General features: G+C 31.4%; 29 protein-coding genes. 20 read left to right on the top strand and 9 right to left on the bottom strand.

Annotated features, from left to right (window positions below):
- Positions 1–28: 28 nt before the first annotated feature.
- On the bottom strand, positions 29–1,459 hold the full coding sequence (gene glnA / locus AAID94_05760) for a type I glutamate--ammonia ligase (GenBank protein XAK23348.1): 1,431 nt from the start codon (positions 1,457–1,459) through the stop codon (positions 29–31).
- 198 nt (positions 1,460–1,657) lie between these two features.
- Between glnA and AAID94_05755 the strand changes: the two genes are divergently transcribed.
- The 19 genes from AAID94_05755 to dnaE all read left to right on the top strand — a co-directional run bounded on the left by AAID94_05755 (position 1,658) and on the right by dnaE (position 18,479).
- Positions 1,658–2,359 carry a chemotaxis protein gene (locus AAID94_05755; protein ID XAK23347.1) on the top strand — a complete coding sequence of 234 codons (702 nt, stop codon included), beginning with the start codon at positions 1,658–1,660 and terminating at the stop codon, positions 2,357–2,359.
- Entirely contained in the window at positions 2,356–3,612 is a 1,257-nt protein-coding gene (locus AAID94_05750) for a peptidase U32 family protein (protein XAK23346.1), read from the top strand. The genes AAID94_05755 and AAID94_05750 overlap by 4 nt, the downstream gene beginning before the upstream one ends.
- Positions 3,609–4,103 (top strand): 5-(carboxyamino)imidazole ribonucleotide mutase, encoded by a 495-nt coding sequence (purE, locus tag AAID94_05745; protein XAK23345.1) that lies wholly within the window; start codon positions 3,609–3,611, stop codon positions 4,101–4,103. Before AAID94_05750 ends, purE begins: the two co-directional genes overlap by 4 nt.
- A gap of 10 nt (positions 4,104–4,113) precedes the next feature.
- Positions 4,114–4,668: a DUF3972 domain-containing protein gene (locus AAID94_05740; GenBank protein ID XAK23344.1), complete on the top strand. Its 555-nt coding sequence runs from the start codon at positions 4,114–4,116 to the stop codon at positions 4,666–4,668.
- A 1-nt stretch (position 4,669) separates the two neighbouring features.
- Positions 4,670–5,533, top strand: a complete 864-nt coding sequence (glyQ, locus tag AAID94_05735) for a glycine--tRNA ligase subunit alpha (GenBank protein XAK23343.1) — start codon at positions 4,670–4,672, stop codon at positions 5,531–5,533.
- Complete coding sequence (locus AAID94_05730; GenBank protein XAK23342.1) at positions 5,520–6,245, top strand: Nif3-like dinuclear metal center hexameric protein; 726 nt, start codon at positions 5,520–5,522, stop codon at positions 6,243–6,245. Before glyQ ends, AAID94_05730 begins: the two co-directional genes overlap by 14 nt.
- Positions 6,246–6,254: 9 nt before the next feature.
- On the top strand, positions 6,255–6,971 hold the full coding sequence (locus AAID94_05725; protein XAK23341.1) for a zinc ribbon domain-containing protein: 717 nt from the start codon (positions 6,255–6,257) through the stop codon (positions 6,969–6,971).
- Positions 6,968–8,125 carry a lipid IV(A) 3-deoxy-D-manno-octulosonic acid transferase gene (gene waaA / locus AAID94_05720; GenBank protein XAK23340.1) on the top strand — a complete coding sequence of 386 codons (1,158 nt, stop codon included), beginning with the start codon at positions 6,968–6,970 and terminating at the stop codon, positions 8,123–8,125. The genes AAID94_05725 and waaA overlap by 4 nt, the downstream gene beginning before the upstream one ends.
- Positions 8,106–8,858 carry an RluA family pseudouridine synthase gene (locus AAID94_05715; protein ID XAK23339.1) on the top strand — a complete coding sequence of 251 codons (753 nt, stop codon included), beginning with the start codon at positions 8,106–8,108 and terminating at the stop codon, positions 8,856–8,858. Before waaA ends, AAID94_05715 begins: the two co-directional genes overlap by 20 nt.
- A gap of 67 nt (positions 8,859–8,925) precedes the next feature.
- Positions 8,926–10,263 carry a signal recognition particle protein gene (gene ffh / locus AAID94_05710; protein XAK23338.1) on the top strand — a complete coding sequence of 446 codons (1,338 nt, stop codon included), beginning with the start codon at positions 8,926–8,928 and terminating at the stop codon, positions 10,261–10,263.
- Between the two features lie 67 nt (positions 10,264–10,330).
- Positions 10,331–10,558, top strand: coding sequence for a 30S ribosomal protein S16 (gene rpsP / locus AAID94_05705; GenBank protein XAK23337.1), 228 nt, complete (start codon positions 10,331–10,333; stop codon positions 10,556–10,558).
- A gap of 4 nt (positions 10,559–10,562) precedes the next feature.
- Positions 10,563–10,805 (top strand): KH domain-containing protein, encoded by a 243-nt coding sequence (locus tag AAID94_05700; GenBank protein ID XAK23336.1) that lies wholly within the window; start codon positions 10,563–10,565, stop codon positions 10,803–10,805.
- A complete protein-coding gene (rimM, locus tag AAID94_05695; protein XAK23335.1) occupies positions 10,798–11,337 on the top strand; it encodes a ribosome maturation factor RimM in 540 nt (179 codons plus the stop codon). Before AAID94_05700 ends, rimM begins: the two co-directional genes overlap by 8 nt.
- Entirely contained in the window at positions 11,334–12,038 is a 705-nt protein-coding gene (gene trmD / locus AAID94_05690) for a tRNA (guanosine(37)-N1)-methyltransferase TrmD (GenBank protein ID XAK23334.1), read from the top strand. The genes rimM and trmD overlap by 4 nt, the downstream gene beginning before the upstream one ends.
- 10 nt (positions 12,039–12,048) lie before the next feature.
- On the top strand, positions 12,049–12,405 hold the full coding sequence (gene rplS, locus AAID94_05685) for a 50S ribosomal protein L19 (GenBank protein ID XAK23333.1): 357 nt from the start codon (positions 12,049–12,051) through the stop codon (positions 12,403–12,405).
- Positions 12,406–12,557: 152 nt separating this feature from the next.
- A complete protein-coding gene (uraH, locus tag AAID94_05680) occupies positions 12,558–12,971 on the top strand; it encodes a hydroxyisourate hydrolase (protein ID XAK23332.1) in 414 nt (137 codons plus the stop codon).
- 24 nt (positions 12,972–12,995) lie between these two features.
- Complete coding sequence (locus AAID94_05675) at positions 12,996–14,339, top strand: 3-deoxy-7-phosphoheptulonate synthase class II (GenBank protein XAK23331.1); 1,344 nt, start codon at positions 12,996–12,998, stop codon at positions 14,337–14,339.
- Positions 14,336–14,665 carry an ArsC/Spx/MgsR family protein gene (locus AAID94_05670; GenBank protein ID XAK23330.1) on the top strand — a complete coding sequence of 110 codons (330 nt, stop codon included), beginning with the start codon at positions 14,336–14,338 and terminating at the stop codon, positions 14,663–14,665. The genes AAID94_05675 and AAID94_05670 overlap by 4 nt, the downstream gene beginning before the upstream one ends.
- 211 nt (positions 14,666–14,876) lie before the next feature.
- Positions 14,877–18,479, top strand: coding sequence for a DNA polymerase III subunit alpha (dnaE, locus tag AAID94_05665; protein XAK23329.1), 3,603 nt, complete (start codon positions 14,877–14,879; stop codon positions 18,477–18,479).
- A gap of 16 nt (positions 18,480–18,495) precedes the next feature.
- On the opposite strand, the gene AAID94_05660 is transcribed toward dnaE, so the two are convergent.
- Genes AAID94_05660 through AAID94_05640 form a run of 5 tightly spaced genes read right to left on the bottom strand, consistent with a single transcriptional unit; the run spans position 18,496 to position 22,450 of the window.
- Positions 18,496–19,128 carry a YggS family pyridoxal phosphate-dependent enzyme gene (locus tag AAID94_05660; protein ID XAK23328.1) on the bottom strand — a complete coding sequence of 211 codons (633 nt, stop codon included), beginning with the start codon at positions 19,126–19,128 and terminating at the stop codon, positions 18,496–18,498.
- Between the two features lie 36 nt (positions 19,129–19,164).
- Positions 19,165–19,914, bottom strand: coding sequence for a flagellin C (gene flaC, locus AAID94_05655; GenBank protein XAK23327.1), 750 nt, complete (start codon positions 19,912–19,914; stop codon positions 19,165–19,167).
- Between the two features lie 36 nt (positions 19,915–19,950).
- Positions 19,951–20,424, bottom strand: a complete 474-nt coding sequence (locus tag AAID94_05650) for a DUF4149 domain-containing protein (protein ID XAK23326.1) — start codon at positions 20,422–20,424, stop codon at positions 19,951–19,953.
- A gap of 41 nt (positions 20,425–20,465) precedes the next feature.
- Positions 20,466–21,266, bottom strand: coding sequence for a HemK/PrmC family methyltransferase (locus AAID94_05645; GenBank protein XAK23325.1), 801 nt, complete (start codon positions 21,264–21,266; stop codon positions 20,466–20,468).
- Positions 21,263–22,450, bottom strand: a complete 1,188-nt coding sequence (locus AAID94_05640; GenBank protein ID XAK23324.1) for a M48 family metallopeptidase — start codon at positions 22,448–22,450, stop codon at positions 21,263–21,265. The genes AAID94_05645 and AAID94_05640 overlap by 4 nt, the downstream gene beginning before the upstream one ends.
- Positions 22,451–22,579: 129 nt before the next feature.
- Between AAID94_05640 and AAID94_05635 the strand changes: the two genes are divergently transcribed.
- The gene (locus AAID94_05635; protein XAK23323.1) at positions 22,580–22,765 is read left to right on the top strand and encodes a molybdenum cofactor biosynthesis protein; all 186 of its coding nucleotides are present in this window, start codon (positions 22,580–22,582) and stop codon (positions 22,763–22,765) included.
- Here the strand turns inward: AAID94_05635 and mog are convergent.
- From mog to AAID94_05620, 3 genes are all read right to left on the bottom strand, one after another.
- Entirely contained in the window at positions 22,762–23,304 is a 543-nt protein-coding gene (gene mog / locus AAID94_05630) for a molybdopterin adenylyltransferase (GenBank protein XAK23322.1), read from the bottom strand. The genes AAID94_05635 and mog overlap by 4 nt on opposite strands.
- An 18-nt stretch (positions 23,305–23,322) precedes the next feature.
- The gene (gene corA, locus AAID94_05625; GenBank protein ID XAK23321.1) at positions 23,323–24,306 is read right to left on the bottom strand and encodes a magnesium/cobalt transporter CorA; all 984 of its coding nucleotides are present in this window, start codon (positions 24,304–24,306) and stop codon (positions 23,323–23,325) included.
- 386 nt (positions 24,307–24,692) lie between these two features.
- Positions 24,693–25,463 (bottom strand): basic amino acid ABC transporter substrate-binding protein, encoded by a 771-nt coding sequence (locus AAID94_05620; GenBank protein XAK23320.1) that lies wholly within the window; start codon positions 25,461–25,463, stop codon positions 24,693–24,695.
- Positions 25,464–25,662: the final 199 nt, after the last annotated feature.

Below are 25,662 nucleotides of genomic sequence, written 5' to 3'. Positions count from 1 at the left end.
GCGTTTAAAATTTCGCTTTGCTTTTTATTTAGCAAGAGTAGCAAGTTTTAAATTCGTATGCAGTTGGACGTGCTTCAACAGGCCAAACTTGGGTTTCAAATTTTAAATGTTGATAATCATCTATAAAGATATCGCTCATTACAGGTTTTAAGAAAGCGTTGTAACGAATTAAAGCTTCAAGACTTCCTCTTAGGGTATGTGGTAGTTGCTCTATGCCTTTTTCACGAATTTCATCTAAGGTGAGATCAAATAAGTTTTCATCCATAGGTCCTACAGGAATGGTTTTGTTTTTAATTCCATCAAGCCCTGCCATTAAAAGACTAACAAAAGCTAGATAAGGATTAGCAGTGCTATCAGGGAAACGAATTTCAACACGAGCTGAATTTTTACCTATTCCATAAGGCACGCGACAACTTGCACTTCTATTTTGGCAAGAATAGGTTAAAATACAAGGAGCTTCAAAACCTGGAACTATTCTTTTGTATGAATTAGAGCTTGGATTGGTAAAAGCTGCAACAGAACGAGCATTTTTCAAAACCCCGCCTATATAGTTAATAGCAGTTTGACTAAGTCCTCCATAGCCTTCTTTGTCATAGAATAAATTTACACCGTCTTTCCATAGACTCATATGAACATGCATACCGTTTCCATTGTCACCATAAAGAGGTTTTGGCATAAAAGTTGCTGTTTTTCCATTTAAATGAGCTACCATTTTAACGATATATTTGTAGATTTGTACATTATCCGCAGCTTCTACAAGTGTTCCAAAATTTACCCCAATTTCTGCTTGCCCTTGTGCAACTTCATGATGGTGAACAAAGGTTTTAAGTCCTACTTTTTCAAGAGTTTGAACCATTTCAGAACGAATATCTACTAAAGAATCTATAGGTTGAACAGGAAAATATCCACCTTTATTTCGTGGACGATGGCCTGTGTTGTAGCCATCTGCGAAATCTTTATCATCATTCCACTCTCCCTCTTCTGTATCCACTTCGTATTTAGAACAATGGGTTGTATCTACAATTTTTACACTATCAAAAACAAAAAATTCATTTTCTGGACCAAAATAAGCAGTATCAGCTATACCACTATTTTTAAGGTGCTCCATTGCTTTTTTTGCTATACTTCTTGGACATTTTTCATACATTTGTCCTTTATATATATCATAAACATCACAAAAAACTATAACCGTAGGATCCGCTGTAAAAGGATCTAAAAATGCACTTTGCGCATCAGGTTTTAAAATCATATCTGATTTTTCAATAGGCTGCCATCCGTGAATCGAGCTACCATCAAATGGAATTCCTGCTTCAAAAGTTTCTTCGCTAATTGCATGAAGATTATAAGTGATATGATGCCAAGTTCCTATCATATCAGTAAAGCGAAAGTCTACAAAAAGAACTTCGTTTTGTTTGCAAAAATTAAAGAATTCATCAACATTGTTAACAAATTTGCCCATCTTTTACTCCTTCTTTAAGATAATTTATGAAAATTGTATCATATTTTTTTTAATTCAGGTTTAATTAATATATTTTTTTAATCATTTTTTGAAATTTACTTACAAAACTATGAAAATTTAAATTTATATTTTCATTTTAGATAAATTTGATTATAATCGTAGTACCAAAATAAAATCTAGGTTTAGAAAAGGAAAAAGATGACTCAAGAAGAACTTGACGCCTTGATGAATGGTGATGTAAATTTTGATGAGGATGCAGAGTCTAACAATAAAAGCGAAACAGAGTCTCATATAGAATCTGAAGAGGGATTGATGTTAGAAGATGTAAAGGTGTCTGATTATAAACCAGATCCTAGTGTTGTATGGCCACCACCCCCGCCAAACCAAGAGCATAAAGTGGTTCATCAGCTCGATGATGTTACTAAAGATAGCGAATTAAAAGCTACCGAGATGATGGATAAATTAGAAAGTATTAATAGTTTCTTTGCAGATTCTGAAAGTTTGTTTAGTGAAATTGATAAGGCATTGAGTAAGAATATTGAAATATTTTCAAAACTGAACGAGAAATTCCCAAATGTTGTTAGTTTTAATGAGGCATTACAATTAAATTCAAAAGTGAAAAAAGCAAGCCAAGAAATTATTGATAAATTACAATGCGGACAAGATGAGGTAATGATGGCAATGGATGCTATGCAATACCAAGATATTCACCGTCAAAAAATTGAACGCGTTATCAATGTAATGCGCGCCTTGAGTCGTTATATGAGTTCTTTATTTGAAGGTAGAATTGATGATAAAAAACGTGTGAGTTCTGCGGTTCATATTGAAGGTGATTCTACTACTGATATTGTAAGTAATGATGATATAGAAGCACTCATAGCGAGTTTAGGTCAAAAATGATTATTCCAGAGATTGTAGCTCCTGCGGGAAATTTTACTAAATTAAAAATCGCCTTAGCTTATGGAGCCGATGCAGTTTATGCAGGGGTTAATAATTTTTCTTTGCGTTCTCGCACAGCTAGGGAATTTAATTATGAGAGTTTTGAAGAAGCTATTAAATATACTCATCAAAGAGGCAAAAAGGTTTATGTTACTTTAAATGGCTTTCATTTGGGCGGACAAATAGAATCTTTAAAAAAACATATTTTAAAACTTAAAGAAATGAAGCCCGATGCTTTTATAGTAGCTTCAGTGGGTGCGATGGCCTTGGTTCGAGAGTTAGCCCCTGAAATAGCTTTACATGTGTCTACTCAAGCTAATGTTTTAAACTATCTTGATGCAAGAGTTTATAAAGATATGGGTGCAAAGCGAGTCGTTATCGCAAGAGAATTGAGTCTTAAAGATGCTAAAAGCTTAAAAGAAAATTGTGATATTGAGCTCGAAGCTTTTGTGCATGGATCGATGTGTTTTGCTTACTCAGGTCGCTGTTTGATTAGTTCTGTCCAAAGTGGAAGAATGAGTAATCGTGGCTCTTGTGCGAATGATTGTAGATTTAATTATGAGCTTTATGTAAAAAATCCTGAAAATGGAGTACTTTTTCGTTTGGAAGAAGATGAAAATGGTACTCATGTATTTAATTCTAAAGATTTAAATTTGTGTTCTTATATAGAAAAAATTATGCAAGAAGATTGTATAAGTGCATTCAAAATAGAAGGGCGTACTAAAAGTGAGTATTATGTCGCACTTACAACTAGAACTTATAAAATGGCTATACAAGATGCTTTAGAAGGCAAATTTGAAGCAAGTAAGTATGAAAAAGAAATTGCCACACTTAAAAATCGTGGCTTTACAGATGGTTATCTTGTTTCGCGTCCTTTGGAAAAAGCAGATACGCAAAATCACGATACAAGTATAGAAGAGGGCACTCATCAAGTGCATGCTATCGTTGAGGATGGTGAATATTTTAAATGCAAGGGCAAGATTGTTTTAAATAAAGCCTATGAAATTTTAATGCCTTTAGGAGATAAAATCGAGTCTTGTGATAATGAATTGGGTAAAATTTATAAAAAAGAAGATAAATATTTTGTAGAATTTAAAAAACTTATTTCTAAAAATAATAAAGAATTTAATGAAATTCATAGCGGAAATGAAAACGAAATTAAAATGCCAAATAAAATCAGCAGTTTTAGCTTTTTAAGAAAGGAAATTGGATGAAATTTGTATCAATTATGATGGGAAGCAAGAGTGATTATGAAATCATGAGTGAATGTGCTAAAACACTCGAAAAATTTGGTGTAAAATATGAACTTATTATAAGTTCTGCGCACCGTAGTCCAAAGCGAACTAAAGAATACATTAAAGAAGCAGAAACAAAAGGAGCTAAAGTTTTTATCGCAGCTGCTGGAATGGCAGCACATTTAGCAGGAGCAGTTGCGGCTTATACAACTAAACCTGTTTTAGGAGTGCCTATGCCAGGAAGTGCTTTAGCGAGTATGGATTCTTTATTTTCAACTGTACAAATGCCAGGTGGAATTCCCGTAGGAACTTTAGCAGTGGGTAAGGCAGGAGCTAAAAATGCAGCTTATTTGGCTATGCAAATTCTTGCTTTAAATGATGAAGCTTTGGCAGAGGCTTTAAAACAAGATAGAAAAAATCAAGAAGAAAATTTAATAAGCGATTCTAAGAGCGTAGAAGTTTTATTATAAAAGGATGAAAATGCAAACTTATTTAGAGCTCCAAGAATTTTGCAAACTTGTGCATTTAAATGAAGATGTTGTAAAAGGAATGATGGCAAATGGCGCTTTGAATTTTAAAGAAGAAGAGGGAAAAATTTATATCGAGGCAAATCAAGGAACTTTTAGCGTTGTTCCAAGCGCTTCTAATTCAAAGCCTGCCATGGTAAATTCTATGACTTTAGCAGGAGAAAGCTTTGTAGAAAAAACTATAGGGACAATTTTAAATTTGCATGAGAAGGTTTTAGATGCAAAGGATGAAACCCTTGATGCTTTAAAAAATGAAAATAAATTTTTAAAAGATGCGCTTTATTCAATGCAAGAGCTTTATGATGAAGATAGAAAAACTATTGAAACTTTAAACCATGAATTAAAACATGCCCGAGAAGAAATAGAATTTTTAAAACGCAAATATAAGCTTATGTGGAGTAAGACAGCTGAAATTTTTGGGGCAAGAACTGAGCCTGATTTGGAAATGAAAAAAGATGAAAATTCTAGCACAACAAATGAAAAATTAAATGAAAATAAAGAAGGTTAAAATGACTTTTTCGCAAATGATATTAAATTTACAAGAATTTTGGCAAAAACAAGGTTGTGCTATCATGCAGCCTTATGATATGCCAGCAGGGGCTGGAACCTTTCATCCGGCAACTTTTTTAAGAAGTTTAGGTAAAAAACCTTGGGCCACTGCCTATGTAGCTCCTTCGCGCCGTCCAACAGATGGAAGATATGGAGAAAATCCTAATCGCCTGGGAGCTTATTATCAATTTCAAGTTTTAATGAAGCCAAGTCCTGATAATATTCAAGAGCTTTATTTAAAAAGCCTTGAGAATTTGGGCTTTGATCTTAAAAGTCATGATGTGCGTTTTGTTGAGGACAATTGGGAAAGTCCAAGCCTTGGCGCTTGGGGCCTTGGATGGGAAGTTTGGCTCGATGGTATGGAAGTGACTCAATTTACCTATTTTCAGCAAGTTGGTGGAATCGCAGTAGATTTAGTAAGTGCTGAAATCACTTATGGACTTGAGAGAATTGCCATGTATCTTCAAAATGTGGATAATGTTTATGATATTGTTTGGAGCGAATTTAATGGAGAAAAAATTAAATACGCAGACGTACATAAACGCAGTGAATATGAATTCAGTAAATATAATTTTGAAATCAGTAATGTAGATTTTTTAAATCAGCAATTTGAGAACACTTATAAAGAATGTAAAAGTATTTTAGAACAAGGTTTGGCTTTGCCTGCTTATGATTATTGTATGCTTGCGGCTCATACTTTTAACTTGCTTGATGCAAGGGGTGCTATTTCTGTTGCGCAAAGACAAGATTATATGCTAAAAATTCGCGAGCTTTCGAAAACTTGTGCTGAAATTTATAAGAAAAATTTAGATGAAACTGATTGAAATTTATAATTTTTTAGATAAGCTAAGTCCTTTTGAAACTCAAGAAATTTGGGATAATAGTGGTCTTTTACTTGGAAATTTTGACGATGAAATTCATAATGTTTATTTAAGTCTTGATATAGATGAGCAATTGATTCAAAACGCAGAAGAAAATTCCTTGTTTATCACACATCATCCTTTGATTTTTAAAGGTTTGAAGGATTTGGCAAATTCAGCTTATCCTAGAGCTTTTATTAAGAAGATGCTTAGAAAAAATCTTTCTTTAATTTCTATGCATACTAATTTTGATCTCAGTCATTTAAATACTTATTTTATAGAAGAAATTTTGGGATTTGAAATTTCTTTTAAAGATAAATTTTTAGCTTATGTAGATGTGGATATGACTTTTGAAGAGCTTTGTGCCTTGGTTAAAAAGCGCTTAAATTTAGAAATTCTAAGAACAAGTTTTTGTGGCAAGGAGCATTTAAAACGCTTGGCTGTTTGCACAGGGAGCGGGGGAGATTTATTAAATGAAGTTAAGGCAGATTGCTATTTAAGTGGCGATTTTAAATACCATCAAGCCTTAGAAGCCATAAGCAATCATCTAAATTTGATTGATTTAGGACATTTTGAGAGCGAACGCTATTTTGCTCAATGTTTAGCAAAACACTTGAAAAATTTGCCGCTAAAAGTTATAATAACAGTTTCAAAAAATCCATTTCAATATTTTTAAGGAAAATAAATGAATAAATATCTCGAACAATTAGTGCTTTTATCAAAAATAGATCAAGAAATTGACAGCTTTGAACCGAAGATGGAAAGCATTAGCAAGACTTTAAAAGATGCTGAAAATAAGATTGCTAAATTTAATGTTGAATTAAATAATTTAGAAAATGAAATTCAAGATGTAGAAAATCAAAAAGTTCAAAATAACGCTCATATTTCAGAGTTTTCAGCTAAAATCAAAGAGCTTTCTAAAAAGAGTGGAGCTGTTAAGACAGAAAAAGAAGCAAATGCTTTAAAAATCGAAGAAGATATCGCTAAAGAGCAGCTTGATGCGGCTAATGATGAGATTGTTCGTTTGGATAAAATTTTAGAAAATAAAGAGCTTTTCAAAAAAGAACTTTTGGAAGAAAGAGCAAAAGAAGAGCAAAATTTAGATGAAATAAGAGTAAGCATTAGTTCTCAAATGGATGGCTTGGAGAAAGAAAGAATGAATGTTTATGCTAAAAAGACTAAATTAGTTGCAGAGATGAATCAAAAAGTTTTAAGCTTTTATGAGAAGATTAGAAAATGGGCTAAAAATACAGCCGTAGTTCCCGTTAAAAAACAAGCTTGTTATGGCTGCTTCATGAAAATTTATGATAAAACTTATTTGTCAGTGATTAAAGGTGAAGAGATTATAACTTGCCCTCATTGTGGAAGAATTTTATATAAAGAGCAAGAAGATCAAAATTGATTTTTCTTTATTATATTTTAGTGTGGATAGCTTTTTTACTCTGCGCTATCCCACTTTTTTTACTTTCTTTATTTAAGCCAAAATATAAAAATAGCTTAAAGGCTAGATTTTTTCTCTTTCGTAATATATCTCAAAAAAGATCGGATGTGCATTTTCATGTTTGCTCATATGGAGAGGCAAAAAGCATTAAAGAGCTTGTTTTGAAATTTGATTCAAGAATTACGACTATTACGCAGACGGGTTATGACTATGCTAAAGAAATTTGCAATAAAGTAAATTATCTTGCTTTTGAAAATTGGATTCCATTTTGGCTCAAACCTAGCAAGGTTTTAGTGATTTTTGAAGCTGAGTATTGGTTAATGTTCGTTTTTATAGCAAAGCTTCAAAAAAGCAAGGTTATTTTACTAAATGCTAGAATTTCAGATAATTCATATGCAAGCTATAAAAAATTTAGATTTTTTTATAAAAAAATTTTTTGTTATATTGATGAAGTTTTTGCACAAAGTGAAGCGGATAAAAGAAGATTGGAAGATTTAGGTGCTAAAAATGTTAAAATTTTTCCAAATATTAAATCTAAATTGCAAATATGTCCCGCACAAAAATACTTTAAACCTAAGCAAAAATTGATTATTTTTGCAAGCACTCATAAGGGCGAAGAAGAACTTTTACTCAAGCATTATAAGATGGATAAACAAGAGAAATTAATCATCGCCCCAAGACATCCTGAACGTTTTTTGGAAGTGGAGCAATTGCTGCATGATAAAGGTTTGAAATTTGATAAATTTAGTTTATTGCAAAATGAAGATAAAAAATTTAATCAAGATATTTTATTATTGGATTGTTTAGGTGAGCTTATAAATTTTTATGCCATTTCAGATGTGGTTGTATTAGGTGGTTCTTTTTTTGAAGGGATAGGAGGGCATAATCCCATAGAAGTAGCTCATTTTAACAATGTATTGATAAGTGGAGTTTATATACATAATCAAAAAAGCTTATTTCAAGAAGTAGATAATGTCTGTTTTTGCAAAGATTTAAAAGAACTTGATGGTATAATTCATAATTATAATTTAAAAGCAAAAATAGTACAAAATAATGATTTATCAACAATAATCCAAGCTATACAGGAAGGTATCGATGCAAGAAAAAGCATATAAACTTTTAGCTTTGCAAGAAAATATTTCAAATCGTGAAGCAAAAGATTTGATAGATAAAGGTTGCGTTTTTTCTCATGGTAAAAAGGTGGTTGTGGCAAGAGCTTTGATGAGTGATAAGACGAAATTTAGTATTGTGAAAACGAGCAAACCTAAAGTAATTTTTGAAGATGAAAATATCATTGCTATAAATAAACCCTATGCCTATATCAGCGAGGAGCTTGAAAAAAAATTCAATGCGAAGTTGCTTAATCGTCTTGATAAAGAAACTAGCGGTGTCATATTGCTTTGTAAAAATGAAGATTTTCGAAAGATATGCATTGAAGAGTTTAAAAAACAAAGAGTTCATAAAGGTTATATAGCTGTTTTAGATGGAATTTTAGCAGAAGAAGTTGAGATTAATGAGCCTATATTAACTATAAAAACTAAAAATGGAGCTTTAAGTAAAATTTCTAAAGAAGGTTTAAGCGCGGTTAGTATTTTTACTCCTATTATGATGCAAGCTAAAAAAACTTTAGCTAAAATTATTATTAAAACAGGTAGAACTCATCAGATAAGAGTGCATGCTAAATTTATAAAGCATGGAATCATAGGAGATGAAAAATATGCTAAGATTTCAAGCGATAGGATGTATTTGCATAGTTATGAAATTCGAATTTTAAATTATCAGTTTAAGGCAGAATTAGATCCTAGTTTTGCAAAGCTTGGTTTTGAGATAAAAAATTTAGATTTTTAAAGCCATTTAAGAAAAGATTTTGTATAATGCTCAACTTAAATTTGAAAATATATAGAAAGGTAATAAAGTGTTTGAACTAGTCAGCGAATCTTTTAAATCAGCAATTAATAAACTTCGTTTTGTTGATGATGAAAAAGCGCTTAAAAATGCTTTAGATACCTTAAAAAAAGCTCTATTAAAAGCAGATGTACACCATAAGGTGGTTAAAGATTTACTTTCTCTTATTGAAGAAGATGTGAAAAAAAATGGCATAGGGCAAAAGCAATTTTTAGAAGCTATTAAAGCAAATTTAGAAAATATTCTAAATGGTGATGGAAAAAATCAAGGTTTTGTTTTTGCTACTAAGCCTCCAACTGTTGTTTTAATGGTGGGTTTACAAGGTGGAGGTAAAACTACAAGTACTGTTAAGCTTGCTAACTACTTAAAACTTCGCAATAAAAAAGTTTTGATAGCTGCTTGTGATTTACAGCGTTTAGCTGCAGTAGAACAACTCAAACAGCTTTGCGAAGCCAATGAGTTAGATCTTTTTTATATTGAAAATGAAAAAGATCCGATTAAAGTTGCAAAACAAGCTTTAGAAAAAGCAAAAAATTCTATGGCGGATGTATTATTAGTCGATACTGCAGGAAGATTAGCTATCGATGAAGCTTTAATGAATGAATTAAAAGCGGTAAAAGATACCTTAAACCCAGATGAAATTTTTTATGTTGCTGATGCTATGAGTGGGCAAGATGGGGTTAAAACAGCTTCAAGTTTTAATGAACTTTTACAGATTACAGGAGTAATTTTATCTAAATTTGATGCAGATACCAAAGGAGGTATAGCTTTAGGTATCACTAAGCAAATTGGAATTCCTTTGAGATTTGTAGGCGTGGGTGAAAAGATAGCGGATTTAGAAATTTTTATTCCCGAAAGAATAGTTAATCGTATAATGGGTGAGGGAGATTTGGCGACTTTAGCTGAAAAAACCGCGACTATTATCGATGAAAAAGAAGCTAAGAAATTAAATCAAAAAATCAAAAAAGGCGAGTTTAATTTTAATGATTTTTTAACTCAAATGGAGAGTGTTAAAAAATTGGGTAGCATGAAATCCATTATAGGAATGATACCTGGACTTTCTAATGTTGCTTCAAGTGTAAAAGATCTTGATCTAGATAATTCTAAAGAAATCATACATATCAAAGCTATGATCTCATCTATGACGCCAAAAGAAAGAGAAAATCCAGATTTGCTTAATAATGCTAGAAAGCGTCGTATTGCAGAAGGTGCTGGCTTATCTCAAGTTGAGGTTAATCGCTTTTTAAAGCAATTTGCAAATGCTGCTAAACTCGCCAAGAGATTTTCAGGAAAAAAGGGCATGGATAGTTTAATGCAAATGATGAATCAAGCTAGAAGACAATTTTAGATTTTTTATCTATAAATACTTTTCATAGTATCTATAGTTAAAAAATTTTTATTTTTAAGGAGAGTATATGACAGTAATTAGACTTACAAGAATGGGAAGAACTAAAAGACCATTTTATCGTATAGTAGTAACAGATAGTAGAAAACGTCGCGATGGTGGATGGATAGAAAGTATTGGGTATTATAATCCTATGGTTGAGCCTGAAGTGGTGAAATTTGATTCTGAGCGTCTAGCTTATTGGAAAAGCGTTGGTGCAAAACTTAGTGATAAAGTAGCTTCTATTACTAGTAAATAATTTCATGGTAGAAAATTTTTTAAGAGAGTATGCTAAACTTATAGCAGATTATCCAGATAAAATTACAACAGAAAAAATAAAGCTTGATGAAAATTTTGCTGAAATCATACTTTATGCTGATAAAGTTGACACGGGTAAACTTATCGGTAAAAATGGAAAAATGATTAATGCAATAAAGACAGTCGTTTCAGCTTGCAAGAGCAAAGATTCAATGAGCTATCGTGTAACGGTTAAAGCACTTGAGTGAAAGAAATTTTATTCAAGTTGCCAAACTTGGAAAAACTGTTGGGCTTAAAGGATATCTAAAACTTTATAATTTAAGTGACTTTATCCAGCAATTTAAAAAAGGAGCTTCTTTTTTCACTGAAAATGGCAAAAGTCAGTTGAAAATTAAACACTACAATTTAGCTAACTCTTCTGTTTTGTTTGAAGGTTATGAGAATGTTGAAGCCGCAAAACAGCTTATTAATCTAATTCTTTATCAAAGTATTGAAGCTACAAGACAAACTTGCATATTGAAAAAGGATGAATTTTTTTATTTTGATATTTTAAAATGCGAAGTATTCGATGATGAGCGAAGGTTGGGGAAAGTGGTGGATATTCTTGAAGTAGGAGATTCTTATTTATTTGAAATTCAAAGCGATCAAGAGTTAATTGATAAAGCTTATGCTAAAACTTTTTTTATTCCCTATATTGATAAATATGTCAATAAAATTGATATAGAAAAATATTCTATTTTTTGCACCAAAGATGCTTTTTTAATCTTAGAAAATTCATGAAGTTTAGTTTTGTTTCTTTGTTTCCTAATTTGCTTGAATTTTATTTTAAAGATTCTATTCTTTCTCGAGCAATCCAAAAAGAACTCTTTCAGCTTGACTTTTTAAATCCTAGAGATTTTACGGACAATATTTATCATAAAGTAGATGATTATAAAATTGGCGGTGGAGCTGGCTTATTGATGCAAGTTGAACCCCTTTATAACACTTTAAAATTTATCAAAGATAATGAAGAAAATCCTTATTTTATTTTTCTAAATCCAAGTGGAAAAACTTTTAATCAAAAAGATGCAAAGAGATTAAGCAAGAAACAAAATATTGTTTTTGTTTGTGGGAGATATGAAGGTATTGATGAAAGAGTAATAGAAATTTTTGCTAATGAAGTATTTAGCATAGGAGATTTTATTTTAACAGGCGGAGAACTTCCAGCGCTTACTCTTTGTGATGCTATCGCAAGAAATATCAATGGAGTTTTAGGCAATGCTTGCAGCTTAGAAGAGGAAAGTTTTGAAAACGGTTTATTGGAAGCTCCTTCATTCGCAAAACCATTTATTTTTGAACAAAATTTCAAGAAATTTTATACTCCTTCAGAGTTTTTAAAGGGTAATCACGCTAAAATTGCGACTTTAAAAACTACTTTAGCGTCTTGCAAAACGAAATTTTTTCGTCCAGATTTATTTTTAGAGCATGAACGCAAAAAATAAGGAATTTTTTATGAAAAATAAATACATAGAGCAATTTGAGGCAAAACAAATTGAGGGAAAAAATGTTCCAGAATTTCGTGCTGGCGATACTTTAAGACTTGCAATTCGCATCAAAGAGGGCGATAAAACTAGGATTCAAAATTTTGAAGGAATTTGTATAGCTAGAAGAGGTAATGGTGTAGATGAAACCTTTATTGTTCGCAAAATGGGTGCTAATAACGTTGGTGTAGAAAGAATTTTTCCAATTTATAGTGAAAGCTTAGAGAGCATTACTGTTTTAAGAAAAGGTCGTGTTCGTCGTGCTAGATTGTTCTATCTTAGAGATAGACGCGGTAAAGCAGCACGTATTAAAGAACTTAAAAAATAATCTGCAAAATAATAATTTTGCAGATTTAGTATCTTTCTGTTTTTTGAATAAATATATTTTTAACTAATTTATAAAATTTATTATTTAGTTATTATTGTTAATAATATTTTGTTATGATTTAAATATATAAAATATTATTAAGGGAGAAAAATATGCTTTCTATGAAAAAAATTTTGTTGGCTCTCATAAGTATACCAATATTTCTAAACGCAGCCGAATATCAGTTAAGCACCCATATTTTAGATATTAATTCTGGCCAGCCCGCATCCAATGTAAAAGTAGAACTTTATAGTTTGAATAAAAATCAACAATGGATTAAGATAAGTGAAAAATTCACAGAAAAAAATGGCAGAATAAGCGATTTGCTTCCTTATGAAAAAACAGAAAATCGTCCTTCTGGAATTTATAAACTCAAATTTTATACCAAAGATTATTATATGTCACGCAAAGTTGATAGCTTTTACCCCTTTGTAGAAGTAAGTTTTGAACTTTTAAAAGATCAAAAACATTACCATGTACCTATTACCTTATCTCCTTTTGGTTACTCGACCTATAGGGGAAGTTGAAATTATATCTTTTAGGAAATAACGATGACTTGGACTAAGAATTCTTGGAAAAATTTTTCTATTAAACAACAGCCTATTTATTCTAATCAAGAGGAGTTGAATAAAGTTTTAAATAAACTTGAAAAACTTCCTCCTTTGGTTTTTGCAGGTGAAGTTAGAGAGCTTCAAAATGCTTTAGCAAGAGTATGCCGAAAAGAGGCCTTTTTACTCCAAGGTGGAGATTGTGCAGAAAGTTTTGCAAATTTTGGAGCAGTAAATATACGAGATATGTTTAAAATTTTACTTCAAATGGCTATAGTTTTAACTTTTGCGGGTGGTTGCCCAGTTGTTAAAATTGGTCGTATGGCAGGGCAGTTTGCTAAGCCACGAAGTAGTGATTATGAAGAGATAGATGGAGTAAAACTTCCAAGTTATCGAGGCGATATCATTAATGGCTTTGAATTTAATGAAAAAGCTAGAATTCCCGATCCAAATAGAATGCTTGAAGCTTACTATCAAAGTGCTACTACTTTGAATTTATTGCGTGGTTTTGCTAAAGGAGGGCTAGCTAATTTACACGAGGTACATCGATGGAATTTAGGCTTCTTGAAAAAAAGCGAATTGCATCAACAATATACTGATATCAGCGAGAAGATCTCTCAAGCTTTAGATTTTATGGAGGCCTGTGGTATTAATACCTATAATACTCCAAGTTTAAAAGAAGTTGATGTTTATACTTCTCATGAGGCTTTGCTTTTGCCTTATGAGGAAGCTTTAACTAGAGTAGATAGCTTAAGCGGTGAAATTTATGACTGTTCGGCTCATATGCTTTGGATAGGTGAGAGAACTAGAGGTCTTGATGAGGCTCATGTGCATTTTTTAAGTGGGGTTAGAAATCCTTTAGGAGTGAAAATAGGTCCAAATGCAAGTGCTGATGATGTGATAGCTTTAGCTAATGCTTTAAATCCGAACAATGAAGAGGGTAGATTAAATATCATCATCAGAATGGGTGCTGAAAAAATAGCAACTCAATTGCCTAAAATTTTCTCTAAGCTTAAAAAAGAGGGCTTAAATTTAGTTTACAGTATAGATCCTATGCATGGCAATACCGTAAAAGCAGGTGATTTTAAAACGCGTGAATTTGATAAAATCATGCAAGAGGTAAGATATTTCTTTGAAATAGCTATGAGTGAAGGTGTATATGCGGGTGGAGTTCATCTTGAAATGACAGGACAGGATGTAACTGAATGTACGGGTGGTGCTAGTAATGTTACTGCGCAAAGCCTAGAAAAACGCTATGAGACACAGTGTGACCCAAGACTTAATGCGGATCAAGCTCTTGAGCTTGCGTTTTTAATTGCTGATTTGGTTAAAAAGGCGAGAAAATGAAAGTTTATGGGATTAAAAACTGTAATTCCGTAAAAAAAGCTCTAGAATTTTTAAATCAAAAAGCTCTAGAGTTTGATTTTATCGATATTAAAAAGATTGATTTGAATATACTTGAAAGTTGGCTTAAATATAAAAAATTTAGCGAAATTATCAATACTGCAGGCACCACCTCAAAAAAACTCGGTTTAAATAAAGACAAGATAGAGAGCTTAAGTGAGCTTGAGTTGAAAAATATCATTTTAGAAAATCCAAGCTGTATTAAGCGTCCTGTTATAGAAAGAGATAATCAAATTTATATTGGCAAAGAATATGAACAAATTTCGTAATTTTATTTCTTGAAAGATAACTCATTCTTTCAATCTTAAAAACTTTTACTGTTTTATTTTTTAAAATATTCTTAAAATATATTTGTTCATGGTGATAAAATCACCATGATAAATTTCAGGTAATTTTTAGCCATAAATTCTTTCAAATTCAGCAATAAAAATTTATAATTTTTATCAAAATCTTTAGTATTTATATTTTTCAAGGAAGACGATGAGCCAATTTACCCATCTTCATTTACATACAGAATATTCTTTACTTGATGGAGCTAATAAACTTAAAGAACTAGCTAAAACTCTTAAAGAGCAAGGTGCTACAAGTGTAGCTATGACAGATCATGGCAATATGTTTGGAGCAATTGATTTTTATCAGACTATGCGTTCTCAAGGATTAAAACCTATTATAGGTCTTGAGGCATATTTGCACAATCATGAAGATATTTCAGATAAAAGCTCGCGTCAAAGATTTCACCTTTGTTTATATGCAAAAAATGAGGTTGGTTATCAAAATTTAATGTATTTAAGTTCTCAAAGCTATATTAAGGGTTTGTATTATTATCCCCGTATCAATAAAAAGCTTTTAGAAGAGCATAGCGAAGGACTTATCTGTTCTTCAGCTTGCTTACAAGGTGAGGTAAATTGGCATTTAAATATTCATAGTGAAAGAAATGTTCGTTTTGGAGCTAAGGGTTATGAAGCGGCTAAGGAAGCGGCTTTATGGTATAAAAAAGTTTTTGGCGATGATTTTTATTTTGAAATTATGCGTCATGGTATAGGAGATCAAAGAGCCATAGACGATGATATTATAAGACTTTCAAAAGAATTGAATATTAAAATTATTGCTACAAATGATACCCATTATACTTTTAAGGAAAGAGCGGCTGCTCATGAAGTATTTATGTGTATTGCTATGGGTAAAAAGCTGAATGATCCTGATCGTTTACGCCATAGCGTTCATGAATTTTATGTCAAATCTCCAGCGCAAATGAGCGAGCTTTTTGCTGATATACCTGAAGCTATTGAAAATACTCAAGAAATTGCTAATAAATGTAACTTAGAGCTCAATTTAGGAAATCCGACTCCGCCAAATTTTAAATTTACAAGAGAATATGCAAAAGAATATAACATAAGCTTGCCTGAAGAGGGTAAAGAATTTAGTTTTGATAATGATGATGTGGTTTTTGATGAGCTTTGTAAAAAAGGACTTGAGGAAAGGTTAAAATTCGTTGATACAAGCAAGCATGAAGAGTATAAAACAAGGCTTGAAGTTGAAATCAATATCATAAAAAAAATGAAATTTTCAGGCTATATGCTAATCGTTCATGATTTTATCAAGGTGGCTAAAGATAAAGGAATTCCAGTAGGTCCTGGAAGGGGTTCAGCCGCGGGTAGTTTGGTTGCTTATTCTTTGAAAATCACGGATTTAGATCCGATCCCTTATAGTTTGCTTTTTGAGCGTTTTTTAAATCCAGAACGCGTATCGATGCCCGATATTGATGTGGATTTTTGTCAAGATAGACGCGGAGAAGTGATTGATTATGTGATTGATAAATATGGAGCTGATAAGGTTGCGCAGGTTATTACTTTTGGTAAGCTTTTAGCTCGTGGGGTGATTCGTGATGTGGCAAGGGTTTGCGATATGAGTATTCCTGATGCAGATGAACTTGCCAAGCTTATACCTGAAGAGCTTAAAATCACTCTTGATGCAGCTTATGAAAAAGAACCAAAGATTAAAGAATTTATAGAACGCCATCCAAAGGGTCCTGAAGTTTGGGAGTATGCTAAGGCTCTTGAAGGACTCAATAGAAATGCGGGTATGCACGCAGCAGGTGTTGTGATTTCTAATGAGAGTTTATGGAAAAAAACTCCTCTTTTTAGGCAAAGCAAAAACGATGAAAGACATTTAGTTACACAATACTCTAAAGATCATTTGGAGGATGTAGACCTTATCAAATTTGACTTCTTGGGTTTAAAAACCCTAACTTTAATCAATAATGCTATCAAGCTCATTAAAAAGCGTTACAATAAAGACATAGTTTGGGAAGCTATTGATGTAAATGATGCTAAAGTTTATAAAACTATACAGAGTGGAAATACTTTAGGGATATTTCAAATAGAATCAGGCGGAATGCAAAACTTAAATGCAAGGCTAAAGCCTGAGCGTTTTGAAGATATTATTGCGGTTCTTGCTCTTTATCGCCCAGGTCCTATGGAATCAGGAATGCTTGATGATTTTATAGATAGAAAACATGGGCTTAAAAAGATAGAATATCCATTTGATACTCTTGAAAGTGTATTGGAGCCTACATACGGGGTTATTGTCTATCAAGAGCAAGTTATGCAAATTGTTCAGATTATAGGTGGATTTTCACTAGGTGGTGCTGATGTGGTGCGCCGCGCTATGGGCAAAAAAGATCCCGAAAAAATGAAAAAATTAAAAAGTGAATTTGCTGATGGTGCAGAAAAGCAGGGTTATGATAGAGTAAAAGCCGAAGAGCTTTGGGAGTTAATTGTCAAATTTGCAGGATATGGTTTTAACAAATCTCACTCTGCGGCTTATGCCTTGATCACTTTTCAAACAGCGTACTTAAAAACCTACTATCCTAGTGAATTTATGGCAGCATTGCTAACAAGTGAAGAAAATAATGTCGATAAAATCGCTGTTTATATCGATGAAATGAAAAAAATGAATATCAAACTTCTCCCGCCTTCTGTTAATAAAGCTATACGCGAATTCAGTGCAGTAGAGCAAGAAGATGGTAAAGATGCTATTGTTTATGGACTTGGAGCTATTAAAAGTGTGGGAATCCCTGCAGTTGAAAATTTGCTTGAAGCAAGAGAGCGAGGCGAATTTAAAAATATTGATGATTTTTTAAGCAGGATAGAGCCTACAAAGATCAACAAAAGAACCCTAGAAAGCCTTATTAAAGCGGGGGCTTTTGATGAATTTGGTTATACAAGGAAGTGCTTGTTTGATAATATGGACAATTTAACCGAAGGCTCTAAGAAAATGGCTGATGCAAGGAAAAATGCGGCAAGTTCTCTTTTTGGAGAAGATGAGTTAACTGTTGGGTTGCAAGTTAATATAGTGGCCAAGGATGAAGAATTTGAGGTTATGGAAAAGCTTGAATTTGAAAAAGAGATTTTGGGAATTTATGTTTCAGGACATCCGCTTGATCGTTTTTATGAGAAATTTAAGGATATAGATTATATAAAAAGCATAGATTTTTCAACGCTTAAAGGCAATGGAGAAATTTTAAGCATAGGGAAGATTGAAAGTTTTAAATCTATGATGAGTAAAAATAACAAGCGTTATGGTAGGCTTGAGATATTGGATTTTTATTCTACTTTTGAAGTGACGGTTTTTGAGTCTAATATAGAAGAGATTGAAAATATTTTAAAAAATGAAGCCTCTAAAAATGAGGCTTATGGATTTTTATTAAGCTATAAAGCAGAGGAGGGTAAATTAGATAGCTTAGCTTTAAGATCAATTAAAACTCTAGAGGAGCTTCAAGAAGGAGAGGTTAAGGCGGTAAAAAAATTTAGCGCTAAGAAAAACGCTTTAGAAAATAAAGACTTTGTAGCAGAACCTAAAGAATTTGAAAACAATATCATAGAGCTTGATCTTTCAAGATTGAATCGAGAGCTTGTTTATGAAATTCACGAAATAGCAAGGAATGCGCATAATCCAAATGAAAAAGGCAATAAAAAGCTTGTTTTGAAAATTGTTAGCACGGGTTCTTGTTTGCTTTATCATACTGATTTTGTTATTTCTGATAGCGTTAGTGAGAAAATTATCAATAAGTATGCAGGATAAAAGATACGAAGGGATTTTATTTTAAATTTTTAAATAAAATACTTCCAAGTCTTACCATATTAGATCCGCATTTAATAGCGATTTCAAAATCATTACTCATTCCCATGGAGCAAATTTTAGCTCCGTGTTTTTGAAGTTTTTCATAGATTTTATAGGTAATTTCAAAACTTTTTATAATTTCTTTTTGTTCTTCGCTGTGTGAGCCTATGCTCATAACTCCGCAAAGATTTAAATTAGGACATTCTTCTTGAATTTGTAAATATTCTTCTATAGCTTGATCCGGATTAAGCCCACTTTTGCTGAGTTCATTGGCACTATTGATTTCTAGTAAGGTATCTAGTTTATAATTTAGTCTTTTATCCATGGCTTTTGCTATTTTTAATCCATTACAAGAATGCCAGAGCATTGGTTTTTGCTTGATTAAAAGATTGATTTTATTGCTTTGTAGCGTTCCTATAAAATGCCATTTTATATTTAAATCTTTTTTATCAAGAATTTCTTTTTTTTGTATTAAAGCTTGAACTTGATTTTCTCCAAATTCTGTGATTCCTTGAGCAAAAAGTTTTTCGATAATATTTGCATCAACATATTTGCTTGCTGCTACAAGACGGATATTTTTGGTTTTTTCTAAAATTTGTTCTAAAGTCATTTTTATAAAAAGAGAAGCCCTAGATTAGGGCTTTTATCATTGCAATAAGCTAGCAATTTTGCTTTGAAGCTGCATATTAGATTGTGCAGCAACAAAAGCAGCTGCATTTTCTTTTAGGTAATTGCTATTAAAATCATTGACATTTTTTGCCATATCATTATTGAGCAAATTATTTTCAGCTGCTTTAGTATTGATGCTATTTTGTACGCTAGCATTGATATTAGATGTGATAGCATTAATACCTGAACCTATTTCACTTCTTAAAGCACCAAGTTGATCCATAAAACTTGTAATGCTGTCTTGATTATCTATGCTAAGACCACTAGTTGCCAATGGATTTAAATTGGTTGTTTCAGTTCCACTTCCTACTACAAAATTCATAGTTTGAAATACATTTTTTCCATTATAAGTAGCATTATTAAAAGAATCATTGATGGATTCTTGTATGCGTGTTGCTTCTGTTCTTAACATACTTTTTTGAGAATCGCTTAATGCCGCATTATTCATCTTTACGGAGAGTTCATTAAGTCTATCAGCACTTTGAGAAATATTTGTAAGGCTTGCATCTGCAATTTGTAAAACACCGATGGCATCATAGGCGTTTGCAATGCCTTGATCTATAGTGCTTGATTGAGATCTTAAAGAATCAGCAATAGCTAAATTAGCACTATCAACTCCACTTATTGCACGGACAGCTGCAATGTTTTCTAAAGCTTTTTCACTAGCTTTTTGAGCATTGTTTAGATAATAATTTTGCTGCATCATACTTGCATCAGAGATCATCATAGCCTACTCCTCCTTATTAAATTTTTATAAAATATTTTAGCATTTTTTTGCTATTTTAAAACTTAAGAAATATAGAAAAACTTGCATCAATAAAATAATTTTTATAACCACTTCGCTTGCATTATGTATGCTAAGAAATTCTTGACTTTTTGTAGCTTGCTCGCCTAAATTTTGAAGCTCAACAATGGTATTTGTAAAATATAAAACAAATACTAAGCTTAAGATTAAAATCAGTATGCTAAGTATTAGTTTTGAGAATTTAATCTGAAATTTCATATCTTCCTTTATAAAAGAATAGATTTCAAACAATAAGTTGAAAATAGAAACAAAAATTAACAAATACCCCATTTTAATGAAAATTTGAGTCATCATTAAACCGCTTTGAAAATGACTTAAAACTCCCTCGCCTATAAAGTTAGCTGGGTAAAAAATCACCGGAGCAACAACTATGCCAAGTATAAGTTCTATGCCAATCATTGCTGCAAGTAAAAATAGATTGATTGCTTTCAATTTTTCTCCTTAATTTTTTAACTTATCATATCATACAAAGCTTATTTTTTAGCAAATTGAGCGACAAAAGCACGATCATATCCTTGTTCATCTTGAAAAAATTCAGCTTGAAAATTTTTTTGATATAAAATTTGTTTTAAAATTGCTTTTTGATCATATCCAAATTCGCATGCTAAAAATTTAACCTTTCTTTCAAAGGAGAAAGTTATAATTTCTTCTAAAATTTCATATCCTTTTTCTCCTCCAAATAGAGCTTCTTTTGGTTCGTTTTGTACCCAAAGATCTATGGGGTATGAATTTTGGATATAGGGAGGATTTGAAAAAATAAAATCATAACTTTCTTTTATTTGTTTAAAATCATAAAGTTTAAAGTCGATTAAATGTTCAACTTTGTGTAATTTAGCATTTTCTAAGGCCAGTTGTAAAGCTTTGGGGTTGATATCACAAGCTGTAATTTTTATTCCCAATTCTTTAGCTAAAACTATACTTAAAATTCCGCTTCCAAAGCCTATTTCTAATATATTTTGAAAATTATTATTTTTGCAAATTTTAAGAACTTGTGAAAGTAAAATTTCACTATCATAACGTGGGATTAAAACCCCTTTTTTTACTTTAAATTCCAAGCCCCAAAAATCTGTTTTTTCAAAGATGTATTCAAAAGGCTCCCCTGATTGAAAGCGCTTGATAAGTTCAAAATAGGGCTTAGAGTCAAATTCTAGATCTTGATTTAAAAAAATCCAAGTCCTATCTTTTTTTAGATATTCGCAAAGTATAAACAAGGCTTCATTTTCATGCTTTTCAAGTCTAGATTTGGCTTCTATAAGAGCGTTTTTTATGGTCAAGAAAGAGCCTTGATTCTATCGCTAATGCTTGGATGACTAAGGTAAAAAAAGGTATAAATCTTACTTGTTTTAATAAAAGCTTTATTTTCTCTTGCTAAAGCTATGAGTGCATTTTTCATATCTTCCTTGCTAGTAAGCTTACTTCCGTGCTGATCCGCGGCAAATTCATTTTTTCTACTCAAAGCATTTATTAAAGGAGAGATAATAAAGCTAAAAATATTTGCAAATATAAATAAAAGAGCAAAAACACCCCCATTAACTCCTTCTAGATGACTTTCTAGATATGCAAAATCAGGCAAATGAGCAAAAATAAAGAAAAGCAAAAACATAGTGATTGCTCCATTAATCAGTGCTTTTATAATATCTTTGTGGACAAAATGTCCAAGCTCATGTCCTAAAACTGCCAAGAGTTCTCTCTCGCTTAAGGCTTTTAAAAGCGTGTCAAAAAGTACTACTCTCTTGCTTTTAAAAAGTCCACCAAAATAAGCATTTAAACGCTTATCTCTTTTACTAGCATCAATCACATAAACCCCATTTGCATTAAATCCACATCGCTTCATGAGATCGTTGATTTTACTTAGCAAATTCTCATCTTCTAATTTTTCCATTTTGTTAAATATAGGAGCGATTAGAGTAGGATAAATAACATTTATAATCACTATCACACAAAAAGCAAAAACAAAAGCTGCAAACCACCAAAAAGTGCCAAAAAAGTCATAACAAAAAAGTAGGGCATAAAGGATTAAAAATCCAAAAATCAAAGTTAAGATAAGACTTTTTATAGTGTCTTTAATAAAAAGTTTTAAAGTCATATTTGAAAAACCATGAGCTTTGTCTTTAACAAAATTTTCATAAATGCTTAAAGGTAAATTTAAAATACTTGTGATAATTAAAAAAGCAAGTAAAAATAGAGTATTTTCAAGACGAGAGTTTTCGCTGATTAATAGTTCTTTTAAGTAGAGAAATCCAAAGCCTATCCAAGCGATATTAATAATCAGAGTATAAAAATTTGAAAAAAGCTTGAATTTTTCATTTTCTATAGCAATATCGGCTGCGTTTTGATAATCTTCCTCGCTTAAAATTTGAGCTTGTTTGTCTTTTTCTTTTTCTAAAAAGCGAATTTGATTATAAGAAATCCAAGATAAAAGTGCTGTATAAAGACATAAAATTGCAATTAAAGTCATTTATTTTCCTTGATTTATTTTTTTGCGAATTCTAACTTAAAATCATGAAATAAAGTTAATAATGATATAAATATTAAAAATAATATTTTTTTCAATTAAAATAATGTATATTTACAAAAAAGGATAAAAATGTTTTTCAAGAAAAAAGTTCCGCATAGACAAAATACAAGACCTAAAATTCCAACCAATGATATAATTTTAGACGATAGGCTTTATAAATTTAAAAATAAAATACAAAAAATAAGCAAGGATGAAGCATCAGTAAGCCTGCTTGCTAGGCAGTTAAGCAGGCTTATTAAAGCTAATAAGTTTTAATTTTGGCATTTTTTCTTAGGTCTAAAGACTTGAATCACTTCATCATTTCCTTCTATATAAGCTCCCCCTATTAAATCGATGCAATAAGGTATTGCAGGAAATACAGGCTCTAGGCATTCTGCTATGGCTTTAGGATTGCCAGGTAGATTGATGATAAAAGATTTGTTGCGAATTCCTGCTGTTTGTCTTGAAAGTATAGCTGTGGGTACGAATTTTAAGCTTTCTAAACGCATGAGTTCTCCAAAACCTGGCATTAATTTATCGCATACTGCTTCTGTAGCTTCTGGTGTTACATCACGAAGTGCTGGTCCTGTTCCGCCGCTAGTGATTATTAAGTCACATTCTTTCTCATCTGCTAGATAAAGTAATTTTTTAATAATCAAATCATAATCATCCGGTATAAGTTCTTTAAAATAGATGATTTCATTTTTAATATATGAATTTAGAGTTCTTTCAACTTCAGCAGTGGCTTTATCTTCATATACTCCACTACTTGCCCTATCGCTTAAGGTTAAAATTCCTATTTTAATGATATCCATTTTATCTCCTTTAATGTATTATAGCCAACCCTTTTTCTTAAAAACAATAACAGGTACAATGATAGAAATTATCATCACTGCAAGCACTATAGGATAAGCATAGTGAAGCTCAAGTTCAGGCATAAATTTAAAGTTCATACCATAAATTGTTCCTATGAGAGTAGGGGGCATCATGGCAACAGTTGCAACGGTAAAAAGTTTGATGATTTTATTTTGCTCTATGTTAACTTGACTTGCTAGAATGGTTTGAATATTATCTAGAACATTAAGTTGTGAAACACTAAATTCAACTAAAGAATTCAAGTCTTTTAAAACTATAGTTAAATTTTGTTTTATATCCCTATCGATTTTATCACTTTTCAGTAAGGAAGTCATAGCACGACGTTTATCAAATAAAGAATCTCTAACTCGCATATTAAGTTCTTGTAAACTTGAGATATCTTTTAACATCTCATCATAACTATACTCATCTTTTTTCTCTAAAACAGTTGTTCTTAAGCGTCTTGCTTCTTTATCTATCCACTCGAGCAAATCCGCATCTTTTTCAACTCGTACTTCAAACATTTTATCGATAATATCAAAACCATCTTCAAAATTCTTTGGACTTGCTAATATCCTTGCTTGAATTTCTTCAAAGGTGCTAAATTCATTATATCTTATTGTAAATAAAATATTTTTAGCTGTTGCAAAAGTTACAATTTCAGTGCGAAGCTTAATTGAGTTTTGCTCTTCGTTATCATTCTTAAATTCTCGAATCAAAAAATGAGCATTGATAGTTATAGTAGCATTATCCTCCCAGTACTTTGCGCTAAGTTCTATTTCTTCTCTCTCTTCCTTTGTTGGAAATTCAAGATTAAATTCATTTGATATAAAGGCAATTTCTGCCGCGCTTGGATGAAGCAAATCAATCCATAAGATATTTTGCGGTAATTCTTGATTATCAAGATTAAAATTAATTCTTTGCACTAAGGCATTTTGTGTTTTTATGTAAATGTAAAGCATAGTCGTTCCTTATTTTGACTTTGAAATTATAGCTTTGATTAGTTAAAAATCAACTTGTATCTAAAATGTTTCTAGAACTTAATTCAATTTCTAATTTTTTTTAGATTTGTAACTCGTGACTTTATTATTCTAAAGATGAAAATTGTTTGATTTAGTATGGTATTTAGATATTAGCGTGGTAGTGCTAAATTTTGACTTAAAGAATATCTAAGTAAAGATTATAAAAAGTAGCAAATTTCTTTTTTAGTAATTTTATAATTGATTTGTCTTTATTAGAGTGTACTAGCAAGATTTTTGTATGCAATAACAATAAAAACTTTTAAAAGTTGCAAAAGAGAGAAAATATGATATTTAAAATTCTAGCATAGAAGCGTGAAATTTCACGCTTATTCTAGTTCGTATTTTTTTATAAGATTATCATAAAATCCACTAGCCTTTGCTTCATCTATACCTTCATTAAATATTTCTATAACTTCTTTTTGTTTATCTTTATCAAAAGCAAAACTAAAACCTTCGCCACCATCTGTTTCTTGATAAAAGCTTACTAAATCAGAATTTTCAGCCAAAAAGCCTTTAGCAGTATCCTCATCGGCAACAATAGCGTCGATTTTATTATTTTTTAGTGCTAAAACAGCTATATTCAAATCCTTATTACTTTGAATTTGTGCATCTTTGATAGTCTTTGCTGTATTTTCTTGCAAAGTTCCTAACTGAACTCCTATTTTTTTACCTTCTAGATCAGTTTTTGTTTGAAGAGCTTCATTATTTTTAAGTTTAATATAAAGATTTTTACTCATATAATAAGGTTTTGTAAAATCTACACTTTGTCTTCTTTCATCTGTAGCACTCATAGCTGAAGCGATCATATCGATCTTGCCCGCCTTTAAAGCAGGGATCAATCCATCAAAATTAGTTTCAACCCAAACAATTTCAATACCATTTTTTTGAGCAATTTCTTCAACCAAATCAGTATCAAAACCCGTAAGTTTAGAATCTTGCTTATAATTAAAAGGTTTGTAATTTGGAGCAGTCCCAACCTTTAAAGTGAGTGTGGTATTAGCTTCATTGCTTGCATTATTTTCTGTTTTGGTGTTTTGGCAAGCTACTAAAAATAAGCCCGTGAAGGCAACTAAGAAAGCGGTTAAAAACTTTTTCATTGTTTTCCTTTATAGTAAAATTTTCTCTATGATTATATCAAAGTTAGCTAGCTGATTGGCAAAAAAATCTAGTTTTTAATTTTTTGCCAAAATTAATTAAAAAAATAATTTATTTAATCCTCCTTTAAGCTTAATTAGTTATACTTTCATTTCCTTTTTCAAAAAAGGACTTTAAAATCTTTAAATTATAAACTAAAGT

The sequence above is a fragment of the Campylobacter coli genome, assembly GCA_039516895.1.
In the GTDB taxonomy this organism is placed as follows: Bacteria; Campylobacterota; Campylobacteria; order Campylobacterales; family Campylobacteraceae; genus Campylobacter_D; species Campylobacter_D coli_B.
Note: the sequence above shows the minus strand (reverse complement) of the source record. Positions and strands in the feature narration are given on the sequence as shown.